We start from the raw sequence: 26,340 nt of genomic DNA on the forward strand, positions 1-26,340 counted from the left end.
GACGCCCCGGCGGGGTCACCAGCCGGTGAGGGGTGGAGTCGTGTCCGACGGCGGCTCCACCCACGGGCGGGCGCTCAGCGCCCACACGGTGAACGCCACGGCCGCCGCGAACACCAGCAGCCACAGCAGGCGCCGCGCGACCGTCCTGCGCCGCAGCATCCGGCCGCCCCGGCGCACCGCCTCCGTGTGGATCTCGGGCGGCACGGACGGCGACGACGCCTGCTCCAGCAGCCGCCGAACGGCCGCCTCACGGTCGTTCCCTCTCATGCCCGCCTCCGCTCGCCGGGACGGCGCTCGCACTCACCGAGGCGGCTCTCACCGAGGCGGCTCCGGCCGAGGGGGCTCATGACGGCACCGCCTTCGCGGCCGTCGCCGTCGGCGCCGGGCCCCGCGAGCGGTGCAGCAGGGTCGTCGTCGCCCGGTGGCGGATGGCCCGTACGCGCTCCGTGGACAGGCCGAGCAGGGCCGCCGTCTGCTCCTCGGCGACGCCTTCGTAGAGCCGGAGCACCAGGATCAGGCGCTCCTGCGGGGTGAGCGGGGCCAGGGGACTCGCCGGATGCGGTCGGGAGCGGCCGAGACCGCCGTAGTGGTGCCAGGCGCCGCGCGCGAAGCGGGTGGCCAGGTACTGCCGCGTGCGGTCGTACGGATCCTCGCCGCGCAGCCGGTCCCAGCACGCGTACGTGTGCGCCAGCGACAGGGTCAGCAGGCGTCGCGCGCGGGGGTTGTCGTCCGGGGCCTCCGCGGTGAGCAGGGTCGCGGTGTGCAGCAGCCGCCCGGCCGCGCCCGCGACGAACGCCTCGAACTCCCGGGCTCGACGGGTTGCCCGGGACGCATGCCGTTGTCGCATCGCGCCTCCCGCCCGACGGCGACCCTGAGGATGCGGGCCCGGCCGGGTACGGCGCGACGGCCGCGTACGACGGGCACCCGGTCTCATATCAGGCCAGGGGCGGCCCCGCGGTCAAGAGCCGCGCACCGGGTCGGGACGGCGGATGCCCGGCCGGCCCGTCGCCGAGCCCCCCGGACCCGGCCGCCACTGCCACACGAGCGTCGCGCCCGCCCCCTCCGTCTGCCACGCGCGCGTGGTGGGCACGTTCCGTGCGGGCGGCCCCTGGAGCGTGAACGGCGCTCGGAAGCCGCGTCGTACGGTGTTCAGGACGGCGACTGCGCCTCGGGCCCCGGTACCCCGGACGCTGCCATGCGGGCGGACAACGCGCTGTTGAAGCGCGTGAGGAGCGAGCAGAACGCCTCGCGCTCCTCCGGCTCCCAGTCCTCGGTCAGCTCGGCCATCAACTGCCGCCGCGACGAGCGAACTTCCTCCAGCCGCGCCTGCCCGCGCGGGGACAGCTGGAGGACCACCGCCCGCCCGTCCTCGGGGTGCGACGTGCGCTTGACCAGGCCGGTGTCGACGAGCGGAGCCACCTGCCGGGTGACCGTCGACGAGTCGATCCCCATGCTCGCGGCGAGCGCCTTGACACCCATGGGGCCTTCCTTGTCGAGACGGTTGAGCAGCAGGTACGCGGCGCGGTCCATGGAGTTGCGCACCTGCCCGACCCCGCCGAGCCGGGTCTGTTCCGCACGGCGGGCGAACACCGCCACCTCGTGCTGGAGGGTGTCGAGAAGACCGGTGTCACCGACGGTCGTCATGTCCATCGACATTTCAGGTGTTGTGGGCATGGCCGGGGGCTCACTTCGTGGAGGGCTGGCTGATTGGGGGACAGGGTACGCGGCCGGGGCGAGGGCCGTACCGGTGCTGCGCAAAGCGGGTCTCGGAGGTTGGTCACAACGGCGGTTCCCGCCCGTGAACTGCGATGCTGGAGTCATGAGCTACAGCACGGCTGACTCCTTGCGGCCCGTCACCCTCGACGACGTACGCGGCGCCCAGAAGATGCTCTCGGGCGTGGCGCGGGTGACCGCGATGGAGGGCAGCAGGTACCTGTCCCAACTGGTCGGCGCGCCCGTGCATCTCAAGTGCGAGAACCTCCAGCGGACCGGTTCGTTCAAGCTGCGCGGCGCCTACGTCCGGATCGCGGGTCTGCTGCCCGAGGAACGCGCCGCCGGTGTCGTCGCCGCGAGCGCCGGCAACCACGCGCAGGGTGTCGCCCTGGCGTCCGCGCTGCTCGGCGTGCGCTCCACGGTGTTCATGCCGAAGGGCGCCCCGCTGCCCAAGGTCAGCGCCACCCGGGACTACGGGGCCGAGGTGCGGCTGCACGGCCACGTGGTCGACGAGACGCTGGCCGCCGCGCAGGAGTACGCGGCCGAGACGGGCGCGGTGTTCATCCACCCCTTCGACCACCCCGACATCATCGCGGGCCAGGGCACGGTCGGCCTGGAGATCCTGGAGCAGTGCCCGGAGGCGCGCACGATCGTCGTCGGTATCGGCGGGGGCGGGCTGGCCGCCGGGATCGCGGTGGCGGTGAAGGCCCTGCGGCCGGACTTGAGGATCGTGGGCGTCCAGGCGGAGGGCGCGGCGGCGTATCCGCCCTCACTGGCGGCGGGCCGGCCCGTCACGGTCGAGAACCCGGCGACGATGGCCGACGGCATCAAGGTCGGGCGGCCCGGCGACGTGCCGTTCGGGATCGTCGGCGAGCTGGTGGACGAGGTGCGCACGGTCAGCGAGGACGAGCTGTCCGCCGCGCTGCTGCTGTGCCTGGAGCGGGCCAAGCTGGTCGTGGAGCCGGCCGGGGCGAGCCCGGTCGCGGCGCTGCTGAGCGAGCCCGGCTCCTTCGAGGGGCCGGTCGTCGCGGTGCTGTCCGGCGGCAACGTCGACCCGGTGCTGATGCAGCGGGTGCTGCGGCACGGCATGGCCGCGCAGGGCCGCTACCTGGCCGTCCGGCTGCGGCTGACGGACCGGCCCGGCGCTCTGGCCACGCTTCTGGGCGTGTTGTCAGTGGTCGACGCTAACGTCCTCGATGTGAGCCATGTGCGAACCGACCCACGGCTCGGGCTCGCGGAGGCGGAGGTCGAGCTGCACCTGGAGACGAAGGGCCCGGCGCACTGCGCCGAGGTTGGCCAGGCGCTGCGCGAGGCGGGCTACACGGTCATGGGCTGACCGCCTGGCCGTTTCAGGAGCCGGGTTCAAGATCCTTTCGTCGCATGGAGCACGACGCGGAAATTTCGTTGCGAGACGCGATACATCGCGTTATGATGTGTTCGTGCGAAGCGTGACTCACCTGTCCGGCGATCCTCGAAGACGTGGAGACTCATATGCCAGGCGCCATTTATGCCGAAGGTCTGATCAAGACCTTCGGTGACGTCAAGGCCTTGGACGGCGTCGACCTCGACGTCCCCGAGGGCACGGTCCTCGGCCTGCTCGGGCCGAACGGCGCGGGCAAGACGACCACCGTCCGCTGCCTGACCACCCTGCTGCGCCCCGACAGCGGACGGGCGGTCGTCGCGGGCATCGACGTGCTCAAACAGCCCGACGCCGTCCGCCGATCCATCGGCCTGTCCGGCCAGTTCGCGGCCGTCGACGAGTACCTGACCGGCCGCGAGAACCTCCACATGGTCGGCCGGCTCTACCAGATGAAGGCCAAGGCGGCGAAGGAGCGCGCGGCCGAGCTGCTGGAGCAGTTCCACCTCGCGGACGCGGCCGACCGCCCGACCAAGACCTACTCCGGAGGCATGCGCCGCCGGCTCGACCTCGCGGCGGCCCTCGTCGTCTCGCCGCCCGTGATGTTCATGGACGAGCCGACGACCGGCCTCGACCCCCGCAACCGCCAGCAGCTGTGGGAGGTCATCAAACAACTGGTCTCCGGCGGCACGACGCTGCTGCTGACCACGCAGTACCTGGAAGAAGCCGACCACCTGGCGCACGACATCGCGGTGGTCGACCACGGCCGGGTCATCGCCAAGGGCACCTCCGACCAGCTCAAGGCCCGCACCGGCGGCGAGCGCGTCGAGGTCGTGGTGCACGAGCGCGAGCACATCCAGGCCGCCGCCGAGGTGCTCGCCGGCTTCGGCAAGGGCGACACCACGGTCGAGGAGCACATGCGCAAGCTCACCGCGCCGGTGACCGGCGGCGCCAAGCTCCTCGCCGAGGTCATCCGCGAACTGGACACGCGGGGCATCGAGATCGACGACATCGGCCTGCGCCGGCCGACCCTCGACGACGTCTTCCTGTCACTGACGGGACACGTGGCCGAGGCGAAGAACGAGGAGAACCACGAGGAGGCCGCGAAGTGAGCGCCGTCACCGACACCGTGCGGGTCGCGCCGGCCGCGAACCCGGTCAGCCAGTCCATCCGGGACTCGATGGTCGTCGCGAAACGCAACCTGATCCGCATGTCCCGGATCCCGGAGATGATCATCTACGGGCTGATCCAGCCGATCATGTTCGTGGTGCTGTTCACGTACGTCTTCGGCGGTTCCATGCAGATCGGCAGCAGCACCAGCGCCGTCGACTACAAGAACTTCCTGATGGCGGGCATCTTCGCGCAGACCGTCACGTTCGCCACCGCCAGCTCCGGCGCCGGTATCGCCGACGACATGCACAAGGGCCTCATCGACCGCTTCCGCTCCCTGCCCATGGCGCGCGGCGCGGTCCTCACCGGACGCACCCTCGCCGACTCCGTGCAGACGGCCCTCACTCTGGTCGTCCTCGCGGTGGTCGCCCTCTTGGTCGGCTGGCGCGTCGGGTCGAACGGCGACACGAACCTGGGCAAGGTCCTCGCGGCCTTCGGCCTGCTGCTCCTGCTGGGGTACGCGTTCACCTGGATCGGCGCCCTGATCGGCATGTCCGTCCGGACCCCGGAGGCGGCCACGTCCAGCGGACTGATCTGGCTCTTCCCGGTCACGTTCATCTCGAACGCGTTCGTGGACACCAGCCACATGACCCCGTGGCTGCGCCATATCGCCGAGTGGAACCCCTTCAGCGCCACGGTCCAGGCCTGCCGCGTGCTGTTCGCCAACCCGGGCCGGTCGCAATCGGACGCCTGGCCCATGCAGCACCCCGTGTGGGCCTCGCTGATCTACTCGATCCTGATCCTGGTCGTCTTCCGGACGCTGGCGGTGCGCAAGTACCGGTCGGCGACGGCATGACGATGCCCCCGGCGCCGCGAGGGCGCCGGGGGCAGGTCAGGACGTCGGCTGTGTCAGCCCTCGTACGGCTCGGCCTTGAGGATCTTCACCGAGGCCTTCTTGCCGTTGGGCAGCTCGTACTCCGCGTCCTCGCCGACCTTGTGGCCGATCACGCCGGTGCCCAGCGGGGACTGCGGGGAGTACGTCTCGATGTCGGCGCTCGCGTACTCGCGTGAGGCGAGCAGGAACGTCAGCGTGTCGTCCTCGTCACCGTCGAACGCGATCGTGACGACCATGCCGGGCGCCACGGCACCGTCCGCCGCGGGCGCCTCGCCGACCTTGGCGTTCTCGAGGAGCTGGGTGAGCTGGCGCACACGGAGTTCCTGCTTGCCCTGCTCCTCCTTGGCTGCGTGGTACCCGCCGTTCTCACGCAGGTCGCCCTCCTCGCGCGCTGCGGCGATCTTCGCGGAGATCTCCGCCCGCGCGGGACCAGTAAGGTACTCAAGCTCAGCCTTGAGCTTGTTGTACGCCTCCTGGGTCAGCCAGGTGACGTTCTCGCTGGTCTGGGTCACAGGTGCTCCTCGTAGGTACTGGGAATACAAAGCATCGCCCTACCCAGAAGCATGTTCCTTCACGGATGGGCGAAACCACGAGCCTAACAATTCAGGAGCGGAAGGGGGAGGACATAAGCCACCAGATTCACGTCAGCGCAGGTCAGGCGCTACGTATTCCGGGGGACTCCGGCGGGGGCTCAGCCGGTGTGGCAGCCCAGCAGCTCGGCCGTCGTCCCCGGGGAGGTCGTACGGAGCGTGACGACCTTGTCGATGCGGGTGGCGTCCCCGTCGAAGCGGAAATCGGCCCGGCCGACCTCGGCACCGTTCTCGGCCTGCGAGCGCACGGTGCAGTAGCCGTCGGTGCCGGCGTCCTTGCGGACCTCCAGGTGCACCTGCACGGACTCCTTGCCGGGCTCGAAGCTGATCACCTCGGCGCTGATCTCGTTCTGGGCGACGTAGTGGTAGCCGAACCAGCCGACGAGCCCCAGCAACGCCACCGCGAGGACGGCGCCGACGACCTTGAGTGTGCGGTCGGCGCGCTCGTCCGAGGAACGGCCGTAGCGGCCCTCGGGCAGTCGCGTGCTCGCCGTACTCATGATCGTCCTCCAGACGGGGCCGGAACGAACGTCCCGTAAGGGGGCCCGGGACCCGGTCCCGGAATTATTCGCCTCCCGATTCGGTCACTATAGAAGCCGCTGATTGCGCCGACGCACACAGGGCGCCGACTTACTGAGGATTGAGTCTTGACTGACCAGTTGCGACTGATGGCCGTTCATGCCCACCCCGACGACGAGTCGAGCAAGGGCGCGGCGACCATGGCCAAGTACGTGTCCGAGGGGGTGGACGTGCTGGTCGTGACCTGCACGGGCGGGGAACGCGGTTCCATCCTCAATCCGAAGCTTCAGGGTGACAAGTACGTCGAGGAGCACATCCACGAGGTACGCAAGAAGGAGATGGACGAGGCCCGGGAGATCCTGGGCGTCAAGCAGGAGTGGCTCGGCTTCGTCGACTCGGGCCTGCCCGAGGGGGACCCGCTGCCGCCGCTGCCGGAGGGCTGCTTCGCCCTGGAGGACGTCGACCACGCGGCCGGTGAGCTGGTGCGGAAGATCCGCGCCTTCCGTCCCCAGGTGATCACCACCTACGACGAGAACGGCGGCTACCCGCACCCCGACCACATCATGACCCACAAGATCTCGATGGTGGCGTTCGAGGGGGCGGCGGACACCGAGAAGTACCCGGAAGCCGAGTACGGCCCGGCGTACCAGCCGCAGAAGCTCTACTACAACCAGGGCTTCAACCGCCCCCGCACCGAGGCGCTGCACCAGGCGATGCTCGACCGCGGCCTGGAGTCGCCCTACGGGGACTGGCTCAAGCGCTGGGAGGAGTTCGGGATGAAGCAGCGCACGCTCACCACGCACATCCCCTGCGCCGACTTCTTCGAGATCCGTGACAAGGCGCTGATCGCGCACGCCACGCAGATCGACCCGGACGGCGGCTGGTTCAAGGTGCCGATGGAGATCCAGAAGGAGGTCTGGCCGACGGAGGAGTACGAGCTGGCGAAGTCCCTCGTCGATACCTCCCTCCCCGAGGACGACCTCTTCGCGGGCGTCCGCGACAATGCCTGACATGAGCGCAAGCGCAAGCCTGGCAATGACGCACCTCGTCTCCTTCGCCAAGGAGGTCGACGAGGACAAGGTCACCCCCGGCGTCCTCGGCTTCATCGTCTTCGCGGCGATGGCCCTGGCGGTGTGGGCCCTGATGAAGTCCATGACCCGGCACATGAACAGGGTCGACTTCGCCCAGGCCCCGGACCCCGAGGCCGAGCCGGCCGAGCCGGAGTCCGCGGACGCCGAGCCCTCCGGTCAGGGCAAGAAGCAAGGCTGACGCTCCTCCCCCCACCAGGGGCGGCACCCGTCGGTGGCCGTATCGCCGCCGACGGGTGTCCGCGTACCTCGAGACCCGGGCCTACGCCTTCGCCTCCACGGCCACGCCCATCACCTCGCGCGCATGCCGGTTCGGCACCATGCCCAGCCGCCAGGCCTGCCAGCCCGCCTCCAGGGTCACGCCGCGTTCCAGCAGCAAGGCGTACGCGTCGAGGTAGTCGTCCAGCTTCTGGTCGCGCAGCGGATGGCTCGCGCGGGACAGCTCGGCCAGTTCCTCCTGGGCCACGGCCGTACCGACCTCCACACCGCCCGGGGCGGCGTACGGCAGGAGCGTGCAGCGCAGGAAGCGGGCCCAGTCCTCGCCCCGGCGGTCGCCGTACGACGTGAAGAGGGCCGCCGCCTCGTCGCACAGTGCCAGGGCCTGCTGGGTGCGGGCGTTGCCCGCGTCCACGACCGCCAGTTCCAGGCAGGTCCACGCCTCGCCGTGGGCGACGCCGATGCGCTGGAAGTCGGCTCGGGCGTCCACGAGGAGCTGACGGGCGAAACCGGAGTTCCGCAGGGAGCCCGTCTGCGCGGCGCGCTGGTCGCGGGTGACGCGCGCCGAGTGGTGGCGGGCGCAGGCCAGGCCGTAGACGTCCCGCATGCGGGAGAACATCGTGCGGGAGCGTTCCAGTTCGCGGACCGCCTGGTCCAGGTTGCCCGTCTCCTCCAGGGCCTGGCCGAGGTAGTACAGCGTCCACGCCTCGCCGCGCGCGTCCTCGTTCTCGCGGTGCCGGGCGGCGGCCCCGCGCAGGTCCTCCACGGCCGGGGACGCATCACCGGCGACCAGCCGGGCGCGGGCCAGCTGGGTCAGGGCCCAGGCCTCGCCGCGGGCGTCGCGGGTGCGGCCGTACAGCTCCAGGGCCGCGCGCAGCTCGGACTCGGCGCGCGGGACGTCGCCCATGCGCAGGCCCAGCTGGCCGAGCTGGAAGTGGGCCCACGCCTGGCCGTGCACGGACTCGCCGGCGCGGTGCAGCACCAGCGACTCGGTGAGCAGCTCCAGCGCCTCGGCCAGCCGGGCGCGGTCCCGCTCCACCGCCGCCAGGGCGTGCATCGTCCACGCCCGGTCCGTCGCCAGCTCGGGGAGGACTGGAGGGCCAGGGCCTCGCGGAGCTTCGCCGACGCCTCCGTCAGATTGCCCTGGTGGTGCAGGGTGATGCCGAGGGAGCACAGGGCGCGAGCGGCACCCGCGTCGTGATGGGCCTCCCGGTAGAGGTCGACGACCGAGGCGAGGGTCGTACGCGCCTTGTCCAGTTCGCCCAGCTGCCGTGCCGCGATGCCGGTGCGCCACTGCACCGAGCGGACCAGCAGGCCCTCGTCCACGGCCTGGGCCAGTTCGCTGATCTCGCCCAGGCGGTAGAGGTCGCCGCGCAGCAGGCAGTAGTCGCACAGGGCGCCCAGCAGGTTCAGGACCGCCGCCTGGTTCACGCCCTCGGCGTGCCGCAGCGCCGCCGTGATGAAGCTGGACTCGTCGTCCAGCCAGCGCAGCGCCTCGTCGAGGGAGGGGAAGCCGTACGGGCTGAAGCGGTTCGTGCGGGTCGACATGTTGCCGTCGACCATGCGCAGTACCGAGTCGGCCAGCTCGGCGTAGTTCACGATCAGCCGTTCCTGGGCCGCCGTGCGCTCGGCCGGTTCCTCCTCGTCGAGGAGCCGTGCCAGGGCGAAGGAGCGGACCAGGTCGTGCAGCCGGTAGCGGTCGCCCCGGACGTGGTCGATCAGGCCCGCGCGGGTCAGGGCCTGGAGATGGCGTTTTGCCTCCGCCTCGTCGGTGGCCAGCAGCGCGGCGGCAGCGGCGGCGCCCAGCGAGGCCCGGCCGGCCAGGGCCAGGCGGCGCAGCAGCCGCCGTACGGTCTCGGGCTGGTCGGTGTAGCGCAGCCACAGGGCGCGCTCGACCGGCTCGACCGGGCCGTACGCGCCGAGGTCCGTGGCCAGCGCGCGCGGCGAGCGCGGGCCGAGGCACGAGCCGGCGATGCGCAGCGCCAGCGGCAGCCCGCCGCACAGCTCCCGGACCCGGTCGGCGGACTCGGCGTCGTACGGCCCGGAGCGGTCCTGCGCCGCCGCGCCCAGCAGCTCCTCCGCGCCGGCGGCGTCCAGCGGATCCACCGCCAGCTGGTGCACCCGCGCGGGCAGGCCGCCCAGCTCCAGCGGGCCCCGCGCGGTCACCAGCACCAGGCTGTCGGACCGCTCCGGGACCAGGGCGCGGACCTGCTCGGCGTCCGAGGCGTCGTCCAGGACGACCGTGACCGGCAGGCCGGTCAGATGCTGGTGGTACAGCTCGCTCAGCCGCTTGACCTGCTGGCCGGGGGAGGAGCGCTCGCGGAACAGCAGTTGCTCGCGGGGCGCGCCGAGCCGGTTGAGCAGGTGCAGCAGGGCGTCGCGGGTGGACAGCGGGGACTCGCCCGGGCTGTCGGCGCGCAGGTCGACGACGCAGGCGCCGCGGAAGTAGTCCTTCATATCGTGCGTGGCGTGCACCGCGAGGGTCGTACGGCCGCTGCCGGGCGTGCCGTGCAGGACGACCACCGTCGGCTGGGTCTCCGTGCTCGCGCGGGCCGCCTGCACCCACTGCCGGATCTGCGCCAGCTCGTGCCGCCGCCCCGCGAACGGCTGAGCCGGTTCCGGGAGCTGCGCGAAGGACTGCTCCAGCACGTTGCGCCCGCGCGCCGCCGCGCTCTTGTCGGCGCCCCGCAGCCGCGGCCCGGTCTTCTTCGGCCCCGTGGAGGCGGCGAGCACCCGCTGCTGGTCCAGGAACGGCCGGATGCCCCGCACCTCCAGTGCCGTCAGCCACTGGAGCCGCAGCTGTTCCGGTCCGCCCGGCTGGCTCACGGCCCCGGCGCGGCGGTGTGCGGCGGGCAGATGCGAGCCGACGACCTTCACGACGGTCGCCGCGGCGCCCACGACACCCACCGTCACGCCGGCGCCCAGCGCCGTCCCGGTGCTCGTGCCGAGGGCCATGTCGGCGACGACGGCCGCGACCGCCGCGACCCCGGCCACCAGCAGCGGTGTCCCGGCGCCCTCCCGGGCGTAGCGCTGCCCGAAGGTGAGCTGTCCGGCCTCCGCCTCGTCCAGGGCACGCGTGTAGGCCTCGTACTCCTCGGCCGCGCTCTGCGCCATCGCGTCGAGCGCCCCGCGCGCCCGCGCGAGCAGCACCTTTCCGTCGGTGCGCCCGCCGGTCCGGCGTACCTCCTCCTCCACGGCCCGTGCCAACAGCCGCTCGGCCTCCGCCCGATGACTGTCTCGCATGTCACGTCCCCCTCTGGCGGCAACGGCGCTCTCGCTGTCACCTCGGTCGTTCCCTCGGTCGTTTCCTTGGTCAAGTGTGCTGCCGACGGCGCATCGGGGCGAGGGGGCGTGACCGGCCCGATTGTGTGAAGACACGGGCGGGTTGAGACGCCGCGCGTCCGTCGGGCGTGCGTCCCGAGCGTCGCCCGCGAGGCGCCTGACGCGTGCCGGGCTGGGTACTGCGGCAGGATGGACACCATGCCGAACCGACTGGCGCACGAGACGTCCCCTTATCTCCTTCAGCACGCCGACAACCCCGTCGACTGGTGGCCCTGGTCGGCGGAGGCCTTCGAGGAGGCCCGCAAGCGGAACGTGCCCGTGCTGCTCAGCGTCGGCTACAGCAGCTGTCACTGGTGTCACGTGATGGCTCACGAGTCCTTCGAGGACCAGGAGACCGCCGAGTACCTCAACGCGCACTACGTGAGCGTGAAGGTCGACCGCGAGGAGCGGCCGGACGTCGACGCGGTCTACATGGAGGCCGTGCAGGCGGCGACCGGGCACGGCGGCTGGCCCATGACCGTCTTCCTCACCCCGGACGCCGAGCCGTTCTACTTCGGCACGTACTTCCCGCCCGCCCCGCGCCAGGGCATGCCGTCCTTCCGGCAGGTGCTCCAGGGCGTCCACCAGGCGTGGGAGGACCGGCGGGACGAGGTCACCGAGGTCGCCGGGAAGATCGTCCGCGACCTGGCCGGGCGGGAGATCTCCTACGGGGACGCCCAGACTCCCGGCGAGCAGGAGCTCGCTCAGGCGCTGCTCGCGCTCACCCGCGAGTACGACCCGCAGCGCGGCGGATTCGGCGGGGCGCCGAAGTTCCCGCCGTCCATGGTCCTGGAGTTCCTGCTACGCCATCACGCCCGCACCGGTGCCGAGGGCGCCCTCGAGATGGCGCGGGACACCTGCGAGCGCATGGCGCGCGGCGGCATCTACGACCAGCTCGGCGGCGGCTTCGCGCGCTACTCCGTCGACCGCGACTGGGTCGTGCCGCACTTCGAGAAGATGCTGTACGACAACGCCCTGCTGTGCCGGGTCTACGCCCACCTCTGGCGCGCCACCGGCTCGGAGCTGGCCCGCCGGGTCGCGCTGGAGACCGCCGACTTCATGGTGCGCGAACTGCGCACGGCCGAGGGCGGGTTCGCCTCCGCGCTGGACGCCGACAGCGACGACGGGACCGGCAGGCACGTAGAGGGCGCGTACTACGTGTGGACGCCGGAGCAGTTGCGGGACGTGCTCGGAGAGCAGGACGCCGAACTCGCCGCCCAGTACCTCGGCGTCACCGAGGAGGGCACCTTCGAGCACGGCCAGTCCGTTCTCCAACTGCCGCAGCAGGACGGCCTGTTCGACGCCGGGAAGATCGCCTCCATCCGCGAGCGGCTGCTGGCGAAGCGGGCCGGGCGTCCGGCCCCGGGCCGGGACGACAAGGTCGTCGCCGCCTGGAACGGGCTGGCTGTCGCCGCGCTTGCCGAGACCGGCGCCTACTTCGACCGGCCCGACCTCGTCGAGGCCGCCCTCGCCGCCGCCGACCTCCTCGTCCGGCTGCACCTCGACGAGCAGGCCCGGCTCAGCCGCACCAGCAAGGACGGCCACGCCGGCGCCAACGCGGGTGTGCTGGAGGACTACGCCGACGTGGCGGAGGGCTTCCTCGCGCTGGCGTCCGTCACCGGGGAGGGCGTCTGGCTGGAGTTCGCCGGGTTCCTGCTCGACCACGTCCTGGCCCGGTTCACCGACGAGGAGTCGGGCGCCCTGTTCGACACCGCCGCCGACGCCGAGCGGCTGATCCGCCGCCCGCAGGACCCGACCGACAACGCCGCTCCGTCCGGCTGGACCGCGGCGGCGAGCGCCCTGCTCGGCTACGCCGCGCACACCGGGTCCGAGCCCCACCGCACCGCCGCCGAGAGGGCCCTCGGCGTCGTCAAGGCGCTCGGGCCGCGCGTGCCCCGCTTCATCGGCTGGGGGCTCGCCGCCGCCGAGGCCGCGCTGGACGGGCCGCGCGAGGTCGCGATCGTGGGACCGTCGCTCGACCACGAGGGCACGAGGATGCTGCACCGCACGGCACTGCTGGGCACCGCGCCCGGCGCGGTCGTCGCCGTCGGCGCCCCCGGGAGCGACGAGTTTCCGCTGCTCGCGGACCGTCCGCTGGTGGGCGGTGAACCGGCCGCGTACGTCTGCCGTAACTTCACATGCGACGCCCCGACGACCGAAGCTGCAAGGCTGCGTGCGGTGTTGAGCGACTGAAGTCGGGAATCAACGGAAACACGCTCTTTATCTGAACAGCCCCCAGGCTTCACAGTTCCCCCTTAATCTCTGCACAGTGCCATGACGGATGAGATGGGCCGTCACGGCGGGGGGTTCTGGGATCTGGGGGGATCTGTTTGCTGACGTCTGTCTTCATCGCTGCCGTTTCACTGGCCCTGTTCTGGATGGCGGCGTTCACTCTGTGGTGGCAGATGCACGCCTGGCGTACGCCGGAAGTGCTCGCCTCCACGCGGTTCAGCAGTCCGGACGGGGACGAGCACGTCTCCTTCTCGCTGCTGCTGCCCGCGCGGCACGAACAGGCGGTGCTGGACCACACGATCCAGCGGCTGCTGGAGTCGAGCCACACGGGCTTCGAGATCATCGTGATCGTCGGGCACGACGACCCTGAGACCACCGCCGTGGCCGAGCGGGCCGCGGCACGTGATCCACGGGTCCGTGTCGTCGTCGACACGCACGAGAAGAAGAACAAGCCGAAGGCCATGAACACGGCCCTGCCGCACTGCCGCGGCGACGTCGTCGGCGTGTTCGACGCGGAGGACCAGGTCCACCCCGAGCTCCTCGCGCACGTCGACCACGCCTTCCGCACCACCGGCGCGGACGTCGTCCAGGGCGGGGTGCAGCTGATCAACTTCCACTCCAGCTGGTACAGCCTGCGCAACTGCCTGGAGTACTTCTTCTGGTTCCGCTCGCGGCTCCATCTGCACGCGCAGAAAGGTTTCATTCCGCTGGGCGGCAACACCGTCTTCGTCCGCACGGACGTCCTCAGGGAAGCCGGCGGCTGGGACCCCAACTGCCTCGCCGAGGACTGCGACCTGGGCGTCAGGCTCTCCAGCGTCGGCAAGAAGGTCGTCGTCGCCTACGACTCCGACATGGTGACCCGGGAGGAGACCCCGGGCTCGCTGATGTCCCTGCTGAAGCAGCGCACCCGCTGGAACCAGGGGTTCCTCCAGGTGTACCGGAAGAAGGACTGGAAGCAACTGCCCACCCTCGGGCAGCGGCTGCTCGCCCGCTACACCCTGATGACGCCGTTCATGCAGGCCTTCACCGGCCTGATCATCCCGCTGAACGTGGCGATCGCGCTGTTCCTCGACGTGCCCGTCGGCATCGCCTTCATCACCTTCCTGCCGGCCGTCACCGCCTTGGTCACCTTCGTCTTCGAGATCGTCGGACTGCACGACTTCGGCAAGCAGTACGGGCTGCGTGTGCGGTTCGCGCACTACCTGAAGCTGATCGTGGGCGGCCCCTTCTACCAGGTCCTGCTCGCCGGGGCGGCCGTCCGTGCCGTATGGCGTGAGCAGCGCGGCCGCAACGACTGGGAGCTGACGACCCATGTCGGCGCGCATCTCGACGAGACGGCCGTGACCCGGCGGGACGTTCCCGTGACCCGAGAGGACGTTCCCGCGTGACCTCCACCCTTCCCGCGGCGACCACTGCGAAGGTCCCCGCGCAGCGCCGGCCTGCGCCCCGCACCGGTGCCCGCCGACGGCCCGAGCCGCCGAGCCGGCTGCGCTCCTCCCGCCCCGACCTGCTCCTGTGCGGTGTGCTGCTCGTGGCGATCCTCGTCGTGCAGGGCTGGAACATCGCCGACTACCCGGCCCTCAGCGACGACGAGGGCACCTACCTCGCCCAGGCCTGGTCGGTCCAGCAGGGCAACGGCCTCGCCCACTACACCTACTGGTACGACCACCCGCCGCTGGGCTGGATCCAGATCGCCGTGCTGACCTGGATCCCCGCGCTGATCAGCCCCGAGTCGATGACGGTCGGCACCATGCGGGCCGCGATGCTGGTGATCAGCGGCATCAGCGCGGTCCTGGTCTACGTGCTCGGCCGCCGTCTCGCCCTGCCTCGCTGGGCCGCGGCCCTCGGCATGGTGTTCTTCGGCCTCTCGCCGCTGGCGGTCGTCCTCCAGCGGGAGATCTTCCTCGACAACCTCGCGGTGATGTGGACGCTGCTGGCCTTCACGCTGGCCGCCTCCCCGAGCCGCCACCTCTGGCACCACTTCGGCGCGGGGATAGCGGCGGCGACGGCCGTCCTCACCAAGGAGACGATGCTCGTCGTCCTGCCCGCGCTGTTCCTCACCATGTGGCGGCACAGCCACAAGGACACCCGCAAGTTCGCGCTCACCGGAGCCGTCACGGCCTGCGCCCTGATCGGCTTCTCGTATCCGCTGTTCGCCCTGCTCAAGGGCGAGCTGCTGCCGGGCGGCGGGCACGTATCCCTCTGGGACGGCGTCAAGTACCAGATGACCAGGCCCGGTTCGGGCTTCATCCTGGACCAGGGCTCCGGCTCCTGGGGCGTGCTCCAGTCGTGGCTGTACTACGACAAGATCCTGCCCCTCGGCGGCCTCGCGGGCGCTCTCCTGCTCCTCGCCACCTGGCGCTGGTCCGTCACCGCCCGGGCCCTCGCCGGACCGGCCCTGGCCGTCGCGATCTTCGCCGCGCTGGCCCTGCGCCCGAACGGCTACCTGCCCGCGATGTACGTCATCCAGGCCCTGCCGTTCCTCGCCCTCGTCCTCGCCGGAGGAACCGCCTCCGTCGCCCACGCGGTGCTGAGCCGCTGGCGCTCCGAGGCGGAGAAACGGTACGTCAGCGTGGGCCGCCACGCGCTCGCCACCGTCCTCGCCCTCGCCGCCGGCGCCTACGTCGTACCGCACTGGTACGACGGCGCCCGCACCGCCGTCACCACCGACGCCAACGCCCCCTACAAGGCCGCGTCCCAGTGGCTGGCCACCGAGGTCGAGAACCCGGAGCGCACCCGCGTCCTGGTCGACGACGCCCTCTGGCTCGACCTCGTGCATCAGGGCTACCGGCCGGGGCTCGGCGTCATCTGGTTCTACAAGGCCGACCTCGACCCGGCGGTGACGAAGACGATGCCGCGCGGCTGGAAGGACCTGGACTACGTCGTCGCCTCGCCGACCGTGCGGCGGGACGCGGCCGACCTGCCCAACGTCAAGGCCGCCATGGAGCACTCGGCCCCGGTCGCCACGTTCGGCACCGGTGAGGACCGCATCGAGATACGCCAGATCCAGACCACCGCCGGAGGCACGCGATGAGCCAGGAGTCCACCGTCCCCGGCGAGGTCGTCGAGACCGCCGAGATCCCCGAACCGGGCGCCGTCACCATCGTCGTACCGACGTTCAACGAGTCGGCGAACGTACGGCAGTTGCTGCACCAGATCACCGAGGCCGTGCCGGCCCGGCTGCCGTGCGAGGTCGTCTTCGTGGACGACTCCACCGACGACACGCCCGAGGTCATCCAGCAGGCGGCGCAGGACTGCCCCTTCCCGGTGACCGTCCTGCACCGCGAGGAGCCGGTGGGCGGGCTCGGGGGCGCGGTCGTCGAGGGGCTGAAGGCGGCCACGTCCGACTGGATCGTCGTCATGGACGGCGACTGCCAGCACCCGCCGTCCCTCGTGCCCGACCTGGTCGCCACCGGCGAGCGGGCGAACGCCGGGCTGGTCGTGGCCTCCCGGTACATCAAGGGCGGCAGCCGGGCCGGGCTCGCGGGCAGTTACCGCGTGGCCGTCTCGCGCGGGGCGACCTGGCTGACCAAGGCGCTGTTCCCGCGCCGGCTGCACGGCATCAGCGACCCGATGAGCGGCTTCTTCGCGATCCGCCGCAGCGCCGTCACGGCCGAGGTTCTCCAGCCGCTCGGCTACAAGATCCTCCTCGAACTCGCCGTCCGCAGCCGCCCGCGCCGGGTCACCGAGGTGCCCTTCGTCTTCCAGGACCGGTTCGCCGGGGAGTCCAAGTCGACAGCGCAGGAGGGCTTCCGGTTCCTGCGTCACCTGGCCGGACTGCGCGCCGCCTCGCCCGTCGCGCGCATGGTCGGCTTCGGCCTGATCGGGCTCACCGGCTTCGTACCGAACCTGCTGGGCCTGTGGGCGCTGAGCGCCGCCGGCATGCACTACGTACCGGCGGAGATCCTCGCCAACCAGCTCGGCGTCGCCTGGAACTTCGTGCTCATCGAGCACCTGCTGTTCCGCGAACGGCGCCGGCACCGCAGCTGGTGGGACCGGACCGGACGGTTCGCGCTGCTGGCCAACGCCGATCTGGTGCTGCGGATCCCGCTGATCGCCGTGTTCGTGCACCAGTTCCACCTGGGCGTGCTGTCCGCCACCGCGCTCGCGCTGGTGACGACGTTCGTCCTGCGCTTCGTGGCGACCGAAGCGCTGGTCTATCTGCCGCGCCGGGGCCCTGAGAAGCCCGTGCGCGAGAGCCGCACCGCTAGGAGAGCCGTGTGAACAAGTACCGGAGAAGGACCGCACTCGCCGGCGTGGGCGCGCTCACGGCCGGCCTCCTGCTGACCGCGCCCCAGCCCGCCTCCGCCGCCAACCTCATCAGGAACCCCGGTTTCGAGACCGCCGGCACCGGCGACATGCCGTACTGCTGGGAGAAGTCCGGCTGGGGCGACAACGACTTCACCTTCACCACCACGACCGACGCGCACACCGGCGGCAAGGCCATGAAGGTCGAGCTGACCCGCCGCGTCGACGGCGACCGCAAGGCTTTGATCACCGAGTCCGCCGACTGCGCGCCGGTGGTGACGCCGGGCAAGCAGTACGACCTCGGCCTCTGGTACAAGACGACCACGCCCGACGCGTCGATCACGCTGTTCCGGCACGACACGACGGCCGGCTGGCAGTACTGGACCGACCTCAAGACGCTGGACCTGGCGGCCGACTGGACCGAGGCCACCGTCCGCACCCCCGAGGTCCCGGCCGGCACCGACCGCATCTCCTGGGGCGTCTCCGTCTACGGCACCGGCTCCGCCACGACCGACGACTACACGATGGAGCAGGTCACCGACCCGGTCCCGCCGCCGGACTGCACCGGCACCGCAGAGCAGTGCGCGAACGGCAAGTGGGACGTGCTGCCCACCCGGAACCCGGTCCGCTCCATGCACTCCGTCGTCCTCCACAACGGCAAGGTGCTGCTGATCGCGGGCTCCGGCAACGACGAGTCGATGTTCGAGGCCGGCACCTTCACCTCGGCGGTATACGACCCGGCGGACGGCTCCTACAAGGTCGTCCCCACGCCGAAGGACATGTTCTGCGCCGGCCATGTGCAGCTCCAGGACGGGCGCGTGCTGGTGATGAGCGGCAACAAGGGCTACCCGTCGGCGGACGGCCGCGTCGGCTACCAGGGCTACAAGGACTCGTACCTCTTCGACCCGGAGACCGAGACCTACACGAAGACCAACGACATGAACGACGGCCACTGGTACCCGTCGGCCACGATCCTCGGCAACGGCGACGTCATCTCCTTCGGCGGCCTGCGCGAGGACTCCACCGGCTCGGTCACCGCCGAGCTGTTCTCCGAGGCCGAGCAGCAGTGGCAGCCGACCTGGAAGGTCAACCAGACCTGGTCCTACTGGGGCCTGTACCCGTCGATGATCCTCATGCAGGACGGCCGCCTCTTCTACTCGGGCAGCCACGTCTTCGGCAACAACATCCCCGGCACCGGCTCGGCGATCTACGACTACGGCGCCAACACCATCACCCAGGTCCCGGGCCTCCGGAAGAAGGACGAGCGCGACCAGTCGGCCAGCGTGCTGCTGCCGCCGGCGCAGGACCAGAAGGTCCTCACCCTCGGCGGCGGCAACATCGACTCCAACCCGGAGGCGAACCGCCTGACCGACATCATCGACCTCAAGCAGCCCAGCCCCTCCTACGTGGCAGGGCCGCCGATCCCGCAGGGCACGGTCGACCTCGGCGACGGGCCCGTCCCGCAGAGCGGTGACCAGGGCAAGATGTACGTCTCCGCCGTGCTCCTGCCCGACGGCAAGGTGCTGGAGACCGGCGGCGCGCTGCACAACCGCGCCAACCCGGTCTACGAGACGTCGGTCTTCGACCCCGAGACGGAGACCTTCGACCCGGTGGCCGTCGACCCCGAGGCGCGCGGCTACCACTCCTCGGCGTTCCTGCTCCCGGACGGCCGCGTGATGACCACCGGCGACAACCCGGGCAACGGCTCCTGGAACCACGACGTGTCGGTCTACAGCCCGCCCTACCTGTTCAAGGGCCCGCGCCCGCGGATCACTTCCGTCATCGACACCGAGTGGACCTACGGCGACACCCAGCGGATCACCGTCGACCGGCCCATCGCCAAGGCCGAGTTGATCCGCCCGGCCGCCGTCACGCACTCCTCCGACCCGAACCAGCGGTTCGTGGACCTGCCGCTGTCCGTCGACGGCGACCACGTCGACCTGAACGTGACCAGCAACCCCAACCTGGCCCCGCCCGGCTGGTACATGCTCTTCGCGGTGGACGCGAACGGGGTGCCGTCGGTGGCGAAGTGGGTGCACCTCCAGGGCCCGCAGGCCCTCGAGGCGGCGGACGCGTCGGCGCACGTCCACGACTTCGCCGACGCGCCCGAGGGCAAGGTCGTGAAACCCGGCAAGAAGCGCACATCGCAGAAGGTCAGCCCGACGATCTCCGGCTGCGACCGCCACTACGGCTCGATCAACGTCTGCGTGCCGACCGACTTCCCGGCGGACGTGAAGAAGTCGACGGCAGCCCGCTGCGAGTGGCTCAAGACGAACGACTACGGCCGCCTGAAGATCAACGGCAAGGACGACCCGCTGCGCCTGGACCGCAATGGGGACGGGATCGCCTGCGGCAGGGGAGACATGAGGAGGAGCTAGCTTCCGAACTCGGTGAGGGCGCGTTCCACGATGGCTTCCAGCTTCTCGTGGTGCGCGCCCTTCCAGTACGCCCGGCCGCACGCCGTGCACTGCGCGAACACGTCGTACGTGGCGTGCGTGCCGTGCTTGAGCTGGTCCGCGACCTCGTCCTTGGTGGCCTTGCGCAGCAGCCCGTTGCAGGCCGTGCACCGTGTCCAGGGCCGCAGTTCGGGCTCGAAGCGGTCCAGGACGTCGCGCAGCTGCTCCTCCGGCCGGGTGCTGTAGACGAACGCCCCCGCCCACAACTCGCGCCGCCGCAGCAGCCCCCGGTCGCGGCTCAGCATCACCCGCTGCTCGGCCGCCGAACGCGCCGCGAGGGCGGGGTCGCCGATGTCGGTCGACTCGTAGGCCGTGTCGACACCGAGCAGCCGCAGCCGGCGGGCCAGCGTGCCGAGGTGTACGTCGAGGAGGAAGCGCAGGGGAGCGCCCGGCACTCGCTGGGGGCGTGCGACGGTCCGCACGGTCACCGACTCGCCGGCCGCCGGGACGTGCGAGACGGACACCTCGCGGCCGTCCACGACCAGGGCGCCCACCTCGGTCAGCGGCACGCCCAGCGACTCCACGACATGGCCCAGGCTGGAGACACCGTCCGTGGTGGCCCGCAGGCTGCCCGCCCGCCGGGCCTGGGGGACGAACACGTACAGCTCGGGGGCGAACTCGACGCGGATCTCGGGACCGTTCACCCGGTCAGGATGTCACGGCGGCGGGCCGCGGCCTCAGGGTTTTCCGGTCGGCAGGCCGTGCTCCAGGACGTCCAGGGCACGGTCGACGAGATCCCGGATGTCGTCCCGGTGGCCGGTCTCGGCCCAGTAGTGGGAGACCTCCAGCAGGCCGCCCATCACCGACATGGCGAAGACCCGCAGCTCCAGACTGTCGGGGTCGAGCCCGGAGCGCTCGGCGAGGCCCGTGCGGAGCAGCCGGCCGGTCGCCGCCATGCTCTCCATCATGCGGGCGCGGACGGCGGGCACCTCGACCCCGAGCCGGGTCCGCAGCCGGGTCACCTCGGGGTCCTCGGCGAGGCTCAGGTCGAGGGCCGTGCGCATCACATGCCGCATGACATCGGCCCACGACTCGTCCTCCGGCCGGGCCCGCAGCTCCGCCAGCATCACCGGGTCCCACTCGTCGGTGATGACGATGTCCTCCTTGGTCGGGAAGTACCGGAAGACGGTCGACGGCGACACCTCGGCCCGGTCGGCGATCTGCTCGATCGTCGTGGCGTCGTAACCCTGCTCCTCGATCAGCGCGTAGGTCGCGGCGCGGATCGCCTGGCGGGTCTTGATCTTCTTCCGCTCCCGGAGCCCCAGTGAGGGCCGGTCGGCGGGGGTGGTGCGTGGGGCCGTCATGAAGGTCATTGTCGGGCATCGGCCTCCGGCTCGGCCACGGCCGGGGTGCCGCCCTCGCCGTCCGGGGCGGTCCGGGTGCCGGGCAGGAACGCCCCGGCGAGCAGCGCGGCGACCAGGGCGGCGACGCCGCACACCAGGAGGACGACGCCCATGCCGTGGACGTACGCGCTGTTCGCGGAGGCGGCCAGGCCCGGCGTGCCGGTGCGCTCGGCGACGAGGTGCGCGGCGACCACGGACTCCCCGGCCGTGTCGGCGGCCCGGGCGGGCAGTCCGGTGACGTCGAGCCGGTCCCGGTAGACGCCCGCGAGCAGGCTGCCGAGCAGGGCGATGCCGATCGCACTGCCCACCTGGCGCAAAGTCATCAGGAGCCCCGAGCCGCTGCCGGCCCGGTCGGCGGGCAGCGCCGCCAGCGCCCCGTCCATCGCCGGGACCACCGCGAAGCCGAAGCCGATGCCGGTGACGGTCAGCCACAGCGCGGTGAAGCCGTAGCCGGAGTCGGCCGTCGTACGGCTGCCGAGGAACGCGGCGAACGCCAGCACCACCAGGCCGCAGCTGACCGCCGCGCGGGGACCGAACCGGGCGACGACCGGCTGGGCACCGCGCGCGGCGACCATCAGCCCGCCCATCATGGGCAGCAGCCGCAGCCCGGTGCCGAGGGCGTCGTGGCCGAGGACGGCCTGGAGGTAGGGCGGCAGCAGGAACAGCAGGCCCGCCAGGACGAAGGTGACCAGGGTCGCCGTGAGCCCGTTCACGAGGAAGCCGCGGTGGCCGAGCAGCTCCATGTCGAGCATGGGCCGCGCCGCCCGGCGCTCGCGCAGCACGAGCCCGGCCAGCAGCACCACGGCACCGGCGAGGAACCCGGCCACCACAGGGTCGCCCCAGCCGCGCGTGGGCGCCTCGATGATGGCGTAGACGAGGGCGCCGAGGCCGGCCGCGATGAGCGCCGTCGCCACGGTGTCGACCCTGGGGGAGGCCGGGTCGCGCGTCTCGGGGAGCAGGAAGAGGCAGGCCGTGATGCCGATGGCGACCATCGGGACGTTGACCAGGAAGACCGAGCCCCACCAGAAGTGGTCGAGCAGCCAGCCGCCGAGGACCGGGCCGAGCGGCATGCCGAGCGCGGAGGCGGCCGACATGACGCCGATGGCCTTGCTGCGCTCGCCGGGCCCGAACAGCGAGGGCAGCACGGACAGGACGAGCGGCATGACCAGCGCGCTTCCGACACCCATCACGGCACGGGCGGCGACGACCCAGGTCACGTCCGGGGCCAGAGCGCCCGCGATCGAACCGGTGAGGAAGATCCCGAGCCCGGTGACCAGCATCAGCCGCCGCCCGAACCGGTCGCCGAGCAGCCCGGCCGGGAGCATCAGCGCGGCGAAGACGACGACGTAGGCGTCCGCCATCCACTGCTGCTCACCGGTGCTCGCGCCGAGCTCTTCGGCCATCGTCGGCAGTGCGACGTTGAGGATCGTCATGTCGAAGCCGAGCGTGAGCATGCTCGCGACCAGGGCCGTCAGGGCCCACCAGCGGCGGGGGTCGGGTGTAATGACAGTAGCCATGAAATGAGAGTAACTATCAAAAGATTGGGACTGTCAATTCTTGCCTGCTCCCGCGCATGCAAAAAGGCCACGGCTCGAAAGCCGTGGCCTTGGGGCGAGAGGGGGATCTACCCGTGCTGGTACGCCACCAGCGAGATGCCCACGTAGTGCGCGATGAAGGCCGCCAGGGTGAAGGAGTGGAACACCTCGTGGAAGCCGAACCAGCGCGGTGACGGATTGGGGCGCTTGATCCCGTAGATCACGCCGCCCGCGCTGTAGAGCACGCCGCCGACGATGACGAGGACGAGGACGGCGATGCCGCCGGTTCGCATGAAGTCCGGCAGGTAGAAGACGGCCGCCCAGCCCATCGCGAGGTAGCACGGCGTGTAGAGCCAGCGCGGGGCGCCGACCCAGAAGACGCGGAAGAGGATGCCGGCCGCCGCCGCGGCCCAGATGCCCCACAGCAGCCACTGGCCCTTGGCGCCCGGCAGGAGCAGCATGGTCAGCGGCGTGTAGGTGCCCGCGATGATCAGGAAGATGTTGGCGTGATCAAGCCGGCGCAGGACGCCGTCCATGCGCGGACTCCAGTCGCCCCGGTGATACAGCGCACTCACACCGAACAGCAGGCACGCCGTCAGCGCGAAGATCCCGCAGGCGATGCGCCCTCTGGTCGAGTCGGCGAGGGCGGTCAGCGCCAGGCCCGCGACGAGGACGGCCGGGAACATGCCGAGGTGAATCCAGCCGCGCAGCTTCGGCTTCACCGGGTGCGGCAGCGAGAGCGCCGTCGGACCACGGCCGTCGGCCGGCGTGTCCGAAGGCGCGTCGGGGGCGAACGCAGTCATGGCCAAATGGTAGCTACGGAACCGTAACTGACCCATCGGTCCGGTCGATCGGCCGATGAAGAGTGGCCATCCTCTCATCGTGGCCGAAGGATGGTTACGCAAACGGACGGTCAGGTGAACGCAACGTGCATGTAAAGGGGCGCGAGAAACCGTGGCAATCCTCACGTTGCTCACCTGTGCGCTCCTCTGGACAGATGGGCGCGCGCATCGGATGATCAAATGAGTGCGGTCGGCACCGGATGAGCGCCAAGCCTCACCGTGAAGCATCCGGGTCGCAGCCCCCACGGGGCCTCCACATCAAAAAATCCCTCATTTAGGAGCAATCGTGGCGCGCGACATCGCGGCTCCCACCGTTCCCACCACCCATCAGGGCCTGATCTCGTGGGTCAGCGAGATCGCCGAGCTGACCCAGCCGGACAACGTGGTCTGGTGTGACGGATCCGAGGCCGAGTACGAGCAACTGTGCGAGGAGCTCGTCCAGAAGGGCACCTTCCGGAAACTCGACCCGATCAAGCGCCCCCACTCCTACTACGCGGCCTCCGACCCCACCGACGTCGCCCGCGTGGAGGACCGGACGTTCATCTGCTCCGAGAAGGAGGAGGACGCGGGCCCGACCAACCACTGGAAGGCCCCCGCCGATATGCGGGAGATCTTCCAGGGCTCCGGGGGTCAGGGCGGCCTGTTCCGCGGCTCGATGCGCGGCCGGACCATGTACGTCGTGCCCTTCTGCATGGGCCCGCTCGGCTCGCCGCTGTCCGCGCTCGGTGTCGAGATCACCGACTCGGCGTACGTCGCCGTCTCCATGCGCACGATGACCCGCATGGGCCAGGCGGTCCTGGACGAGCTCGGCTCCGACGGCTTCTTCGTCAAGGCCGTGCACACCCTGGGCGCCCCGCTGGAGCCCGGCCAGGAGGACGTCCCCTGGCCCTGCAACACGACCAAGTACATCTCGCACTTCCCCGAGGACCGCGAGATCTGGTCCTACGGCTCCGGCTACGGCGGCAACGCCCTGCTCGGCAAGAAGTGCTACGCCCTGCGCATCGCCTCCGTGATGGCGCGTGACGAGGGCTGGCTGGCCGAGCACATGCTGGTGCTGAAGCTCACCCCGCCGCGCGGCGAGGCCAAGTACGTGGCGGCGGCCTTCCCGAGCGCCTGCGGCAAGACCAACCTCGCCATGCTGGAGCCGACCATCCCCGGCTGGACGGTCGAGACCATCGGCGACGACATCGCCTGGATGCGCTTCGGCGAGGACGGCCGGCTGTACGCCATCAACCCCGAGGCGGGCTTCTTCGGTGTCGCGCCCGGCACCGGCGAGCACACCAACGCCAACGCGATGAAGACGCTGTGGGGCAACGCGGTCTTCACCAACGTGGCGCTGACGGACGACGGCGACGTCTGGTGGGAGGGCATGACTGAGGAGCCGCCCGCCCACCTCACCGACTGGAAGGGCAACGACTGGACGCCCGAGTCGCAGACGCCGGCCGCGCACCCGAACGCCCGTTTCACCGTCCCCGCCGCCCAGTGCCCGATCATCGCGCCGGAGTGGGAGGACCCCAAGGGCGTGCCGATCTCGGCGATCCTCTTCGGCGGTCGCCGTGCCACCGCCGTACCGCTGGTGACGGAGTCCTTCGACTGGAACCACGGCGTGTTCCTCGGTGCCAACGTGGCCTCCGAGAAGACCGCCGCCGCCGAGGGCAAGGTCGGCGAGCTGCGCCGCGACCCGTTCGCGATGCTGCCGTTCTGCGGCTACAACATGGGCGACTACATGGCCCACTGGATCGACGTGGCGAAGGACAAGGACCAGTCCAAGCTGCCGAAGATCTACTACGTCAACTGGTTCCGCAAGGACGACGAGGGCAAGTTCGTCTGGCCCGGCTTCGGTGAGAACTCCCGCGTCCTGAAGTGGATCGTCGGACGCCTGGAGGGCACGGCGGAGGGCGTCGAGACGCCGATCGGCATCCTGCCGACGAAGGGCGCCCTCGACACCGACGGCCTCGAACTGGCCGACTCGGAGCTCGACTTCCTGCTCACGGTCGACAAGGAGGTCTGGCGCGAGGAGGCCGCCCTGGTCCCCGAGCACCTCAACACCTTCGGTGACCACACGCCCCAGGAGCTCTGGGACGAATACCGCGCGCTGGTGCAGCGCCTGGGCTGAGACAGCCCTCCACCGACGCCGCGGCCGGCTCCGATCGTGCCCTGACCAGCAACATCGTCACGGCCGGCCGCGGTGACAGCACAACGAGGCAGGGGTTCGCACAACGGCGTGCGAATCCCTGCCTCCGGCGTTTCCGTCGCGCCCTCAAGGGGCGCGGGGAACTGCGCGACCAGCCACGCACAACCCGCACGAACGCAGAGCCGAGAACCACAACGGCGCGCAACGGCTCAAGCCAGCGCAGTGCTGTGGCACCCGGTCCGCGCGTCGCTGCGGGTGCGCGCGGACCGGGGCCGTCGGGGGAGCCCTGCGGGGCTCAGCGGGACGCGAGCTCGCGCGGCTCCAGAGCCGCCGCGTGCGCGTCCATCCGCTCGGCGGCCAGGATGGCGGCCGCCGTGTCGGCGCGGGAGGCGGCGACGACCAGCGCGCGGCCCGCCAGGGCGTGCGCCCGCCGGTGCAGGGCTGTCGCACCGCGCTCGCGCCGGGTGCCGCTCATCGGCGCACGCACCGGCGTGCGCCCTCCGCGCAGCCGGCCCACCTGCTCCGCGAGCCGCTCCGCCGCGGTGTCCAGGTCACCCGAGGTCACCGTCGCACGCAGCTCGTCCGTGACGGTGAGCAGGGCGGCGAGATGACCCGCGAGCTGGATGTCCAGCTCTTCCTCGCGAGAACGGTGGGGAAAGTCGGGGGTGGGGCCGTCCACCGTGCTGTGGACCGACTTGGTGCGGATCGGTTCGTACATGGGAGGGCCTCCTGAGTGCTTAC

General features: G+C 71.2%; 21 protein-coding genes and 1 pseudogene. 11 read left to right on the plus strand and 11 right to left on the minus strand.

Annotated elements, in window-relative coordinates; all coding sequences use genetic code 11:
- Positions 1-15 precede the first annotated feature (15 nt).
- From V8690_RS27425 to V8690_RS27435, 3 genes are all read right to left on the minus strand, one after another.
- Positions 16-267 carry a hypothetical protein gene (locus tag V8690_RS27425; protein WP_338782744.1) on the minus strand — a complete coding sequence of 84 codons (252 nt, stop codon included), beginning with the start codon at positions 265-267 and terminating at the stop codon, positions 16-18.
- A 76-nt stretch (positions 268-343) separates the two neighbouring features.
- Positions 344-847 carry a sigma factor-like helix-turn-helix DNA-binding protein gene (locus V8690_RS27430; RefSeq protein ID WP_338782745.1) on the minus strand — a complete coding sequence of 168 codons (504 nt, stop codon included), beginning with the start codon at positions 845-847 and terminating at the stop codon, positions 344-346.
- 302 nt (positions 848-1,149) lie between these two features.
- Positions 1,150-1,656: a MarR family transcriptional regulator gene (locus tag V8690_RS27435; protein WP_338785479.1), complete on the minus strand. Its 507-nt coding sequence runs from the start codon at positions 1,654-1,656 to the stop codon at positions 1,150-1,152.
- Positions 1,657-1,819: 163 nt separating this feature from the next.
- Here V8690_RS27435 and ilvA point away from each other — a divergent pair, with 163 nt between their 5' ends.
- From ilvA to V8690_RS27450, 3 genes are all read left to right on the plus strand, one after another.
- Entirely contained in the window at positions 1,820-3,049 is a 1,230-nt protein-coding gene (ilvA, locus tag V8690_RS27440) for a threonine ammonia-lyase (RefSeq protein ID WP_338782746.1), read from the plus strand.
- Between the two features lie 155 nt (positions 3,050-3,204).
- On the plus strand, positions 3,205-4,182 hold the full coding sequence (locus V8690_RS27445) for an ATP-binding cassette domain-containing protein (RefSeq protein WP_338782747.1): 978 nt from the start codon (positions 3,205-3,207) through the stop codon (positions 4,180-4,182).
- The gene (locus V8690_RS27450) at positions 4,179-5,036 is read left to right on the plus strand and encodes an ABC transporter permease (protein ID WP_338782748.1); all 858 of its coding nucleotides are present in this window, start codon (positions 4,179-4,181) and stop codon (positions 5,034-5,036) included. Before V8690_RS27445 ends, V8690_RS27450 begins: the two co-directional genes overlap by 4 nt.
- 53 nt (positions 5,037-5,089) lie before the next feature.
- Here V8690_RS27450 and greA read toward each other — a convergent pair whose 3' ends face one another.
- Together greA and V8690_RS27460 are read right to left on the minus strand one after the other, a co-directional pair.
- Positions 5,090-5,587 carry a transcription elongation factor GreA gene (gene greA / locus V8690_RS27455; protein WP_031119760.1) on the minus strand — a complete coding sequence of 166 codons (498 nt, stop codon included), beginning with the start codon at positions 5,585-5,587 and terminating at the stop codon, positions 5,090-5,092.
- A gap of 179 nt (positions 5,588-5,766) precedes the next feature.
- Positions 5,767-6,165, minus strand: coding sequence for a DUF4307 domain-containing protein (locus V8690_RS27460; protein ID WP_338782749.1), 399 nt, complete (start codon positions 6,163-6,165; stop codon positions 5,767-5,769).
- Between the two features lie 147 nt (positions 6,166-6,312).
- Here V8690_RS27460 and mca point away from each other — a divergent pair, with 147 nt between their 5' ends.
- A complete protein-coding gene (gene mca, locus V8690_RS27465; RefSeq protein ID WP_338782750.1) occupies positions 6,313-7,194 on the plus strand; it encodes a mycothiol conjugate amidase Mca in 882 nt (293 codons plus the stop codon).
- Positions 7,187-7,453 (plus strand): hypothetical protein, encoded by a 267-nt coding sequence (locus V8690_RS27470; protein WP_338782751.1) that lies wholly within the window; start codon positions 7,187-7,189, stop codon positions 7,451-7,453. The genes mca and V8690_RS27470 overlap by 8 nt, the downstream gene beginning before the upstream one ends.
- Before the next feature lie 81 nt (positions 7,454-7,534).
- Here V8690_RS27470 and V8690_RS27475 read toward each other — a convergent pair.
- Positions 7,535-10,731 (minus strand): annotated as a pseudogene (locus V8690_RS27475) (tetratricopeptide repeat protein).
- A 237-nt stretch (positions 10,732-10,968) separates the two neighbouring features.
- On the opposite strand from V8690_RS27475, the gene V8690_RS27480 reads away from it, so the two are divergent.
- The 5 genes from V8690_RS27480 to V8690_RS27500 all read left to right on the plus strand — a co-directional run bounded on the left by V8690_RS27480 (position 10,969) and on the right by V8690_RS27500 (position 19,667).
- Positions 10,969-13,002, plus strand: coding sequence for a thioredoxin domain-containing protein (locus V8690_RS27480; protein ID WP_338782752.1), 2,034 nt, complete (start codon positions 10,969-10,971; stop codon positions 13,000-13,002).
- A 137-nt stretch (positions 13,003-13,139) separates the two neighbouring features.
- Entirely contained in the window at positions 13,140-14,429 is a 1,290-nt protein-coding gene (locus tag V8690_RS27485; protein WP_338782753.1) for a glycosyltransferase, read from the plus strand.
- The gene (locus V8690_RS27490; protein WP_338782754.1) at positions 14,426-16,075 is read left to right on the plus strand and encodes a phospholipid carrier-dependent glycosyltransferase; all 1,650 of its coding nucleotides are present in this window, start codon (positions 14,426-14,428) and stop codon (positions 16,073-16,075) included. The genes V8690_RS27485 and V8690_RS27490 overlap by 4 nt, the downstream gene beginning before the upstream one ends.
- Positions 16,072-17,265, plus strand: coding sequence for a glycosyltransferase family 2 protein (locus V8690_RS27495; protein ID WP_338782755.1), 1,194 nt, complete (start codon positions 16,072-16,074; stop codon positions 17,263-17,265). Before V8690_RS27490 ends, V8690_RS27495 begins: the two co-directional genes overlap by 4 nt.
- The gene (locus V8690_RS27500) at positions 17,262-19,667 is read left to right on the plus strand and encodes a galactose oxidase-like domain-containing protein (RefSeq protein ID WP_338782756.1); all 2,406 of its coding nucleotides are present in this window, start codon (positions 17,262-17,264) and stop codon (positions 19,665-19,667) included. Before V8690_RS27495 ends, V8690_RS27500 begins: the two co-directional genes overlap by 4 nt.
- Here V8690_RS27500 and V8690_RS27505 read toward each other — a convergent pair.
- From V8690_RS27505 to V8690_RS27520, 4 genes are all read right to left on the minus strand, one after another.
- Positions 19,664-20,389, minus strand: a complete 726-nt coding sequence (locus V8690_RS27505; RefSeq protein WP_338782757.1) for a Mut7-C RNAse domain-containing protein — start codon at positions 20,387-20,389, stop codon at positions 19,664-19,666. The two genes, V8690_RS27500 and V8690_RS27505, sit on opposite strands and share 4 nt — an antisense overlap.
- A 33-nt stretch (positions 20,390-20,422) precedes the next feature.
- Complete coding sequence (locus V8690_RS27510) at positions 20,423-21,049, minus strand: TetR family transcriptional regulator (RefSeq protein WP_338782758.1); 627 nt, start codon at positions 21,047-21,049, stop codon at positions 20,423-20,425.
- A 5-nt stretch (positions 21,050-21,054) separates the two neighbouring features.
- Positions 21,055-22,605: a DHA2 family efflux MFS transporter permease subunit gene (locus V8690_RS27515; protein ID WP_338782759.1), complete on the minus strand. Its 1,551-nt coding sequence runs from the start codon at positions 22,603-22,605 to the stop codon at positions 21,055-21,057.
- Between the two features lie 107 nt (positions 22,606-22,712).
- On the minus strand, positions 22,713-23,426 hold the full coding sequence (locus V8690_RS27520; protein WP_338782760.1) for a hemolysin III family protein: 714 nt from the start codon (positions 23,424-23,426) through the stop codon (positions 22,713-22,715).
- Between the two features lie 325 nt (positions 23,427-23,751).
- On the opposite strand from V8690_RS27520, the gene V8690_RS27525 reads away from it, so the two are divergent.
- On the plus strand, positions 23,752-25,581 hold the full coding sequence (locus V8690_RS27525) for a phosphoenolpyruvate carboxykinase (GTP) (RefSeq protein WP_338782761.1): 1,830 nt from the start codon (positions 23,752-23,754) through the stop codon (positions 25,579-25,581).
- Positions 25,582-25,894: 313 nt separating this feature from the next.
- On the opposite strand, the gene V8690_RS27530 is transcribed toward V8690_RS27525, so the two are convergent.
- Entirely contained in the window at positions 25,895-26,317 is a 423-nt protein-coding gene (locus V8690_RS27530) for a hypothetical protein (RefSeq protein ID WP_338782762.1), read from the minus strand.
- Positions 26,318-26,340 lie beyond the last annotated feature (23 nt).

The organism is Streptomyces sp. DG1A-41, assembly GCF_037055355.1.
Classification (GTDB): Bacteria; Actinomycetota; Actinomycetes; order Streptomycetales; family Streptomycetaceae; genus Streptomyces.

What these genes read in the sequence shown, in the direction of transcription:
- V8690_RS27425 (WP_338782744.1), bottom strand. Translation starts at nt 267, where the DNA reads ATGAGAGGGAACGACCGTGAGGCGGCCGTTCGGCGGCTGCTGGAGCAG.
- V8690_RS27430 (WP_338782745.1), bottom strand. Translation starts at nt 847, where the DNA reads ATGCGACAACGGCATGCGTCCCGGGCAACCCGTCGAGCCCGGGAGTTC.
- V8690_RS27435 (WP_338785479.1), bottom strand. Translation starts at nt 1,656, where the DNA reads ATGTCGATGGACATGACGACCGTCGGTGACACCGGTCTTCTCGACACC.
- ilvA (WP_338782746.1), top strand. Translation starts at nt 1,820, where the DNA reads ATGAGCTACAGCACGGCTGACTCCTTGCGGCCCGTCACCCTCGACGAC.
- V8690_RS27445 (WP_338782747.1), top strand. Translation starts at nt 3,205, where the DNA reads ATGCCAGGCGCCATTTATGCCGAAGGTCTGATCAAGACCTTCGGTGAC.
- V8690_RS27460 (WP_338782749.1), bottom strand. Translation starts at nt 6,165, where the DNA reads ATGAGTACGGCGAGCACGCGACTGCCCGAGGGCCGCTACGGCCGTTCC.
- V8690_RS27470 (WP_338782751.1), top strand. Translation starts at nt 7,187, where the DNA reads ATGCCTGACATGAGCGCAAGCGCAAGCCTGGCAATGACGCACCTCGTC.
- V8690_RS27480 (WP_338782752.1), top strand. Translation starts at nt 10,969, where the DNA reads ATGCCGAACCGACTGGCGCACGAGACGTCCCCTTATCTCCTTCAGCAC.
- V8690_RS27495 (WP_338782755.1), top strand. Translation starts at nt 16,072, where the DNA reads ATGAGCCAGGAGTCCACCGTCCCCGGCGAGGTCGTCGAGACCGCCGAG.
- V8690_RS27510 (WP_338782758.1), bottom strand. Translation starts at nt 21,049, where the DNA reads ATGACGGCCCCACGCACCACCCCCGCCGACCGGCCCTCACTGGGGCTC.
- V8690_RS27515 (WP_338782759.1), bottom strand. Translation starts at nt 22,605, where the DNA reads ATGGCTACTGTCATTACACCCGACCCCCGCCGCTGGTGGGCCCTGACG.
- V8690_RS27520 (WP_338782760.1), bottom strand. Translation starts at nt 23,426, where the DNA reads ATGACTGCGTTCGCCCCCGACGCGCCTTCGGACACGCCGGCCGACGGC.
- V8690_RS27530 (WP_338782762.1), bottom strand. Translation starts at nt 26,317, where the DNA reads ATGTACGAACCGATCCGCACCAAGTCGGTCCACAGCACGGTGGACGGC.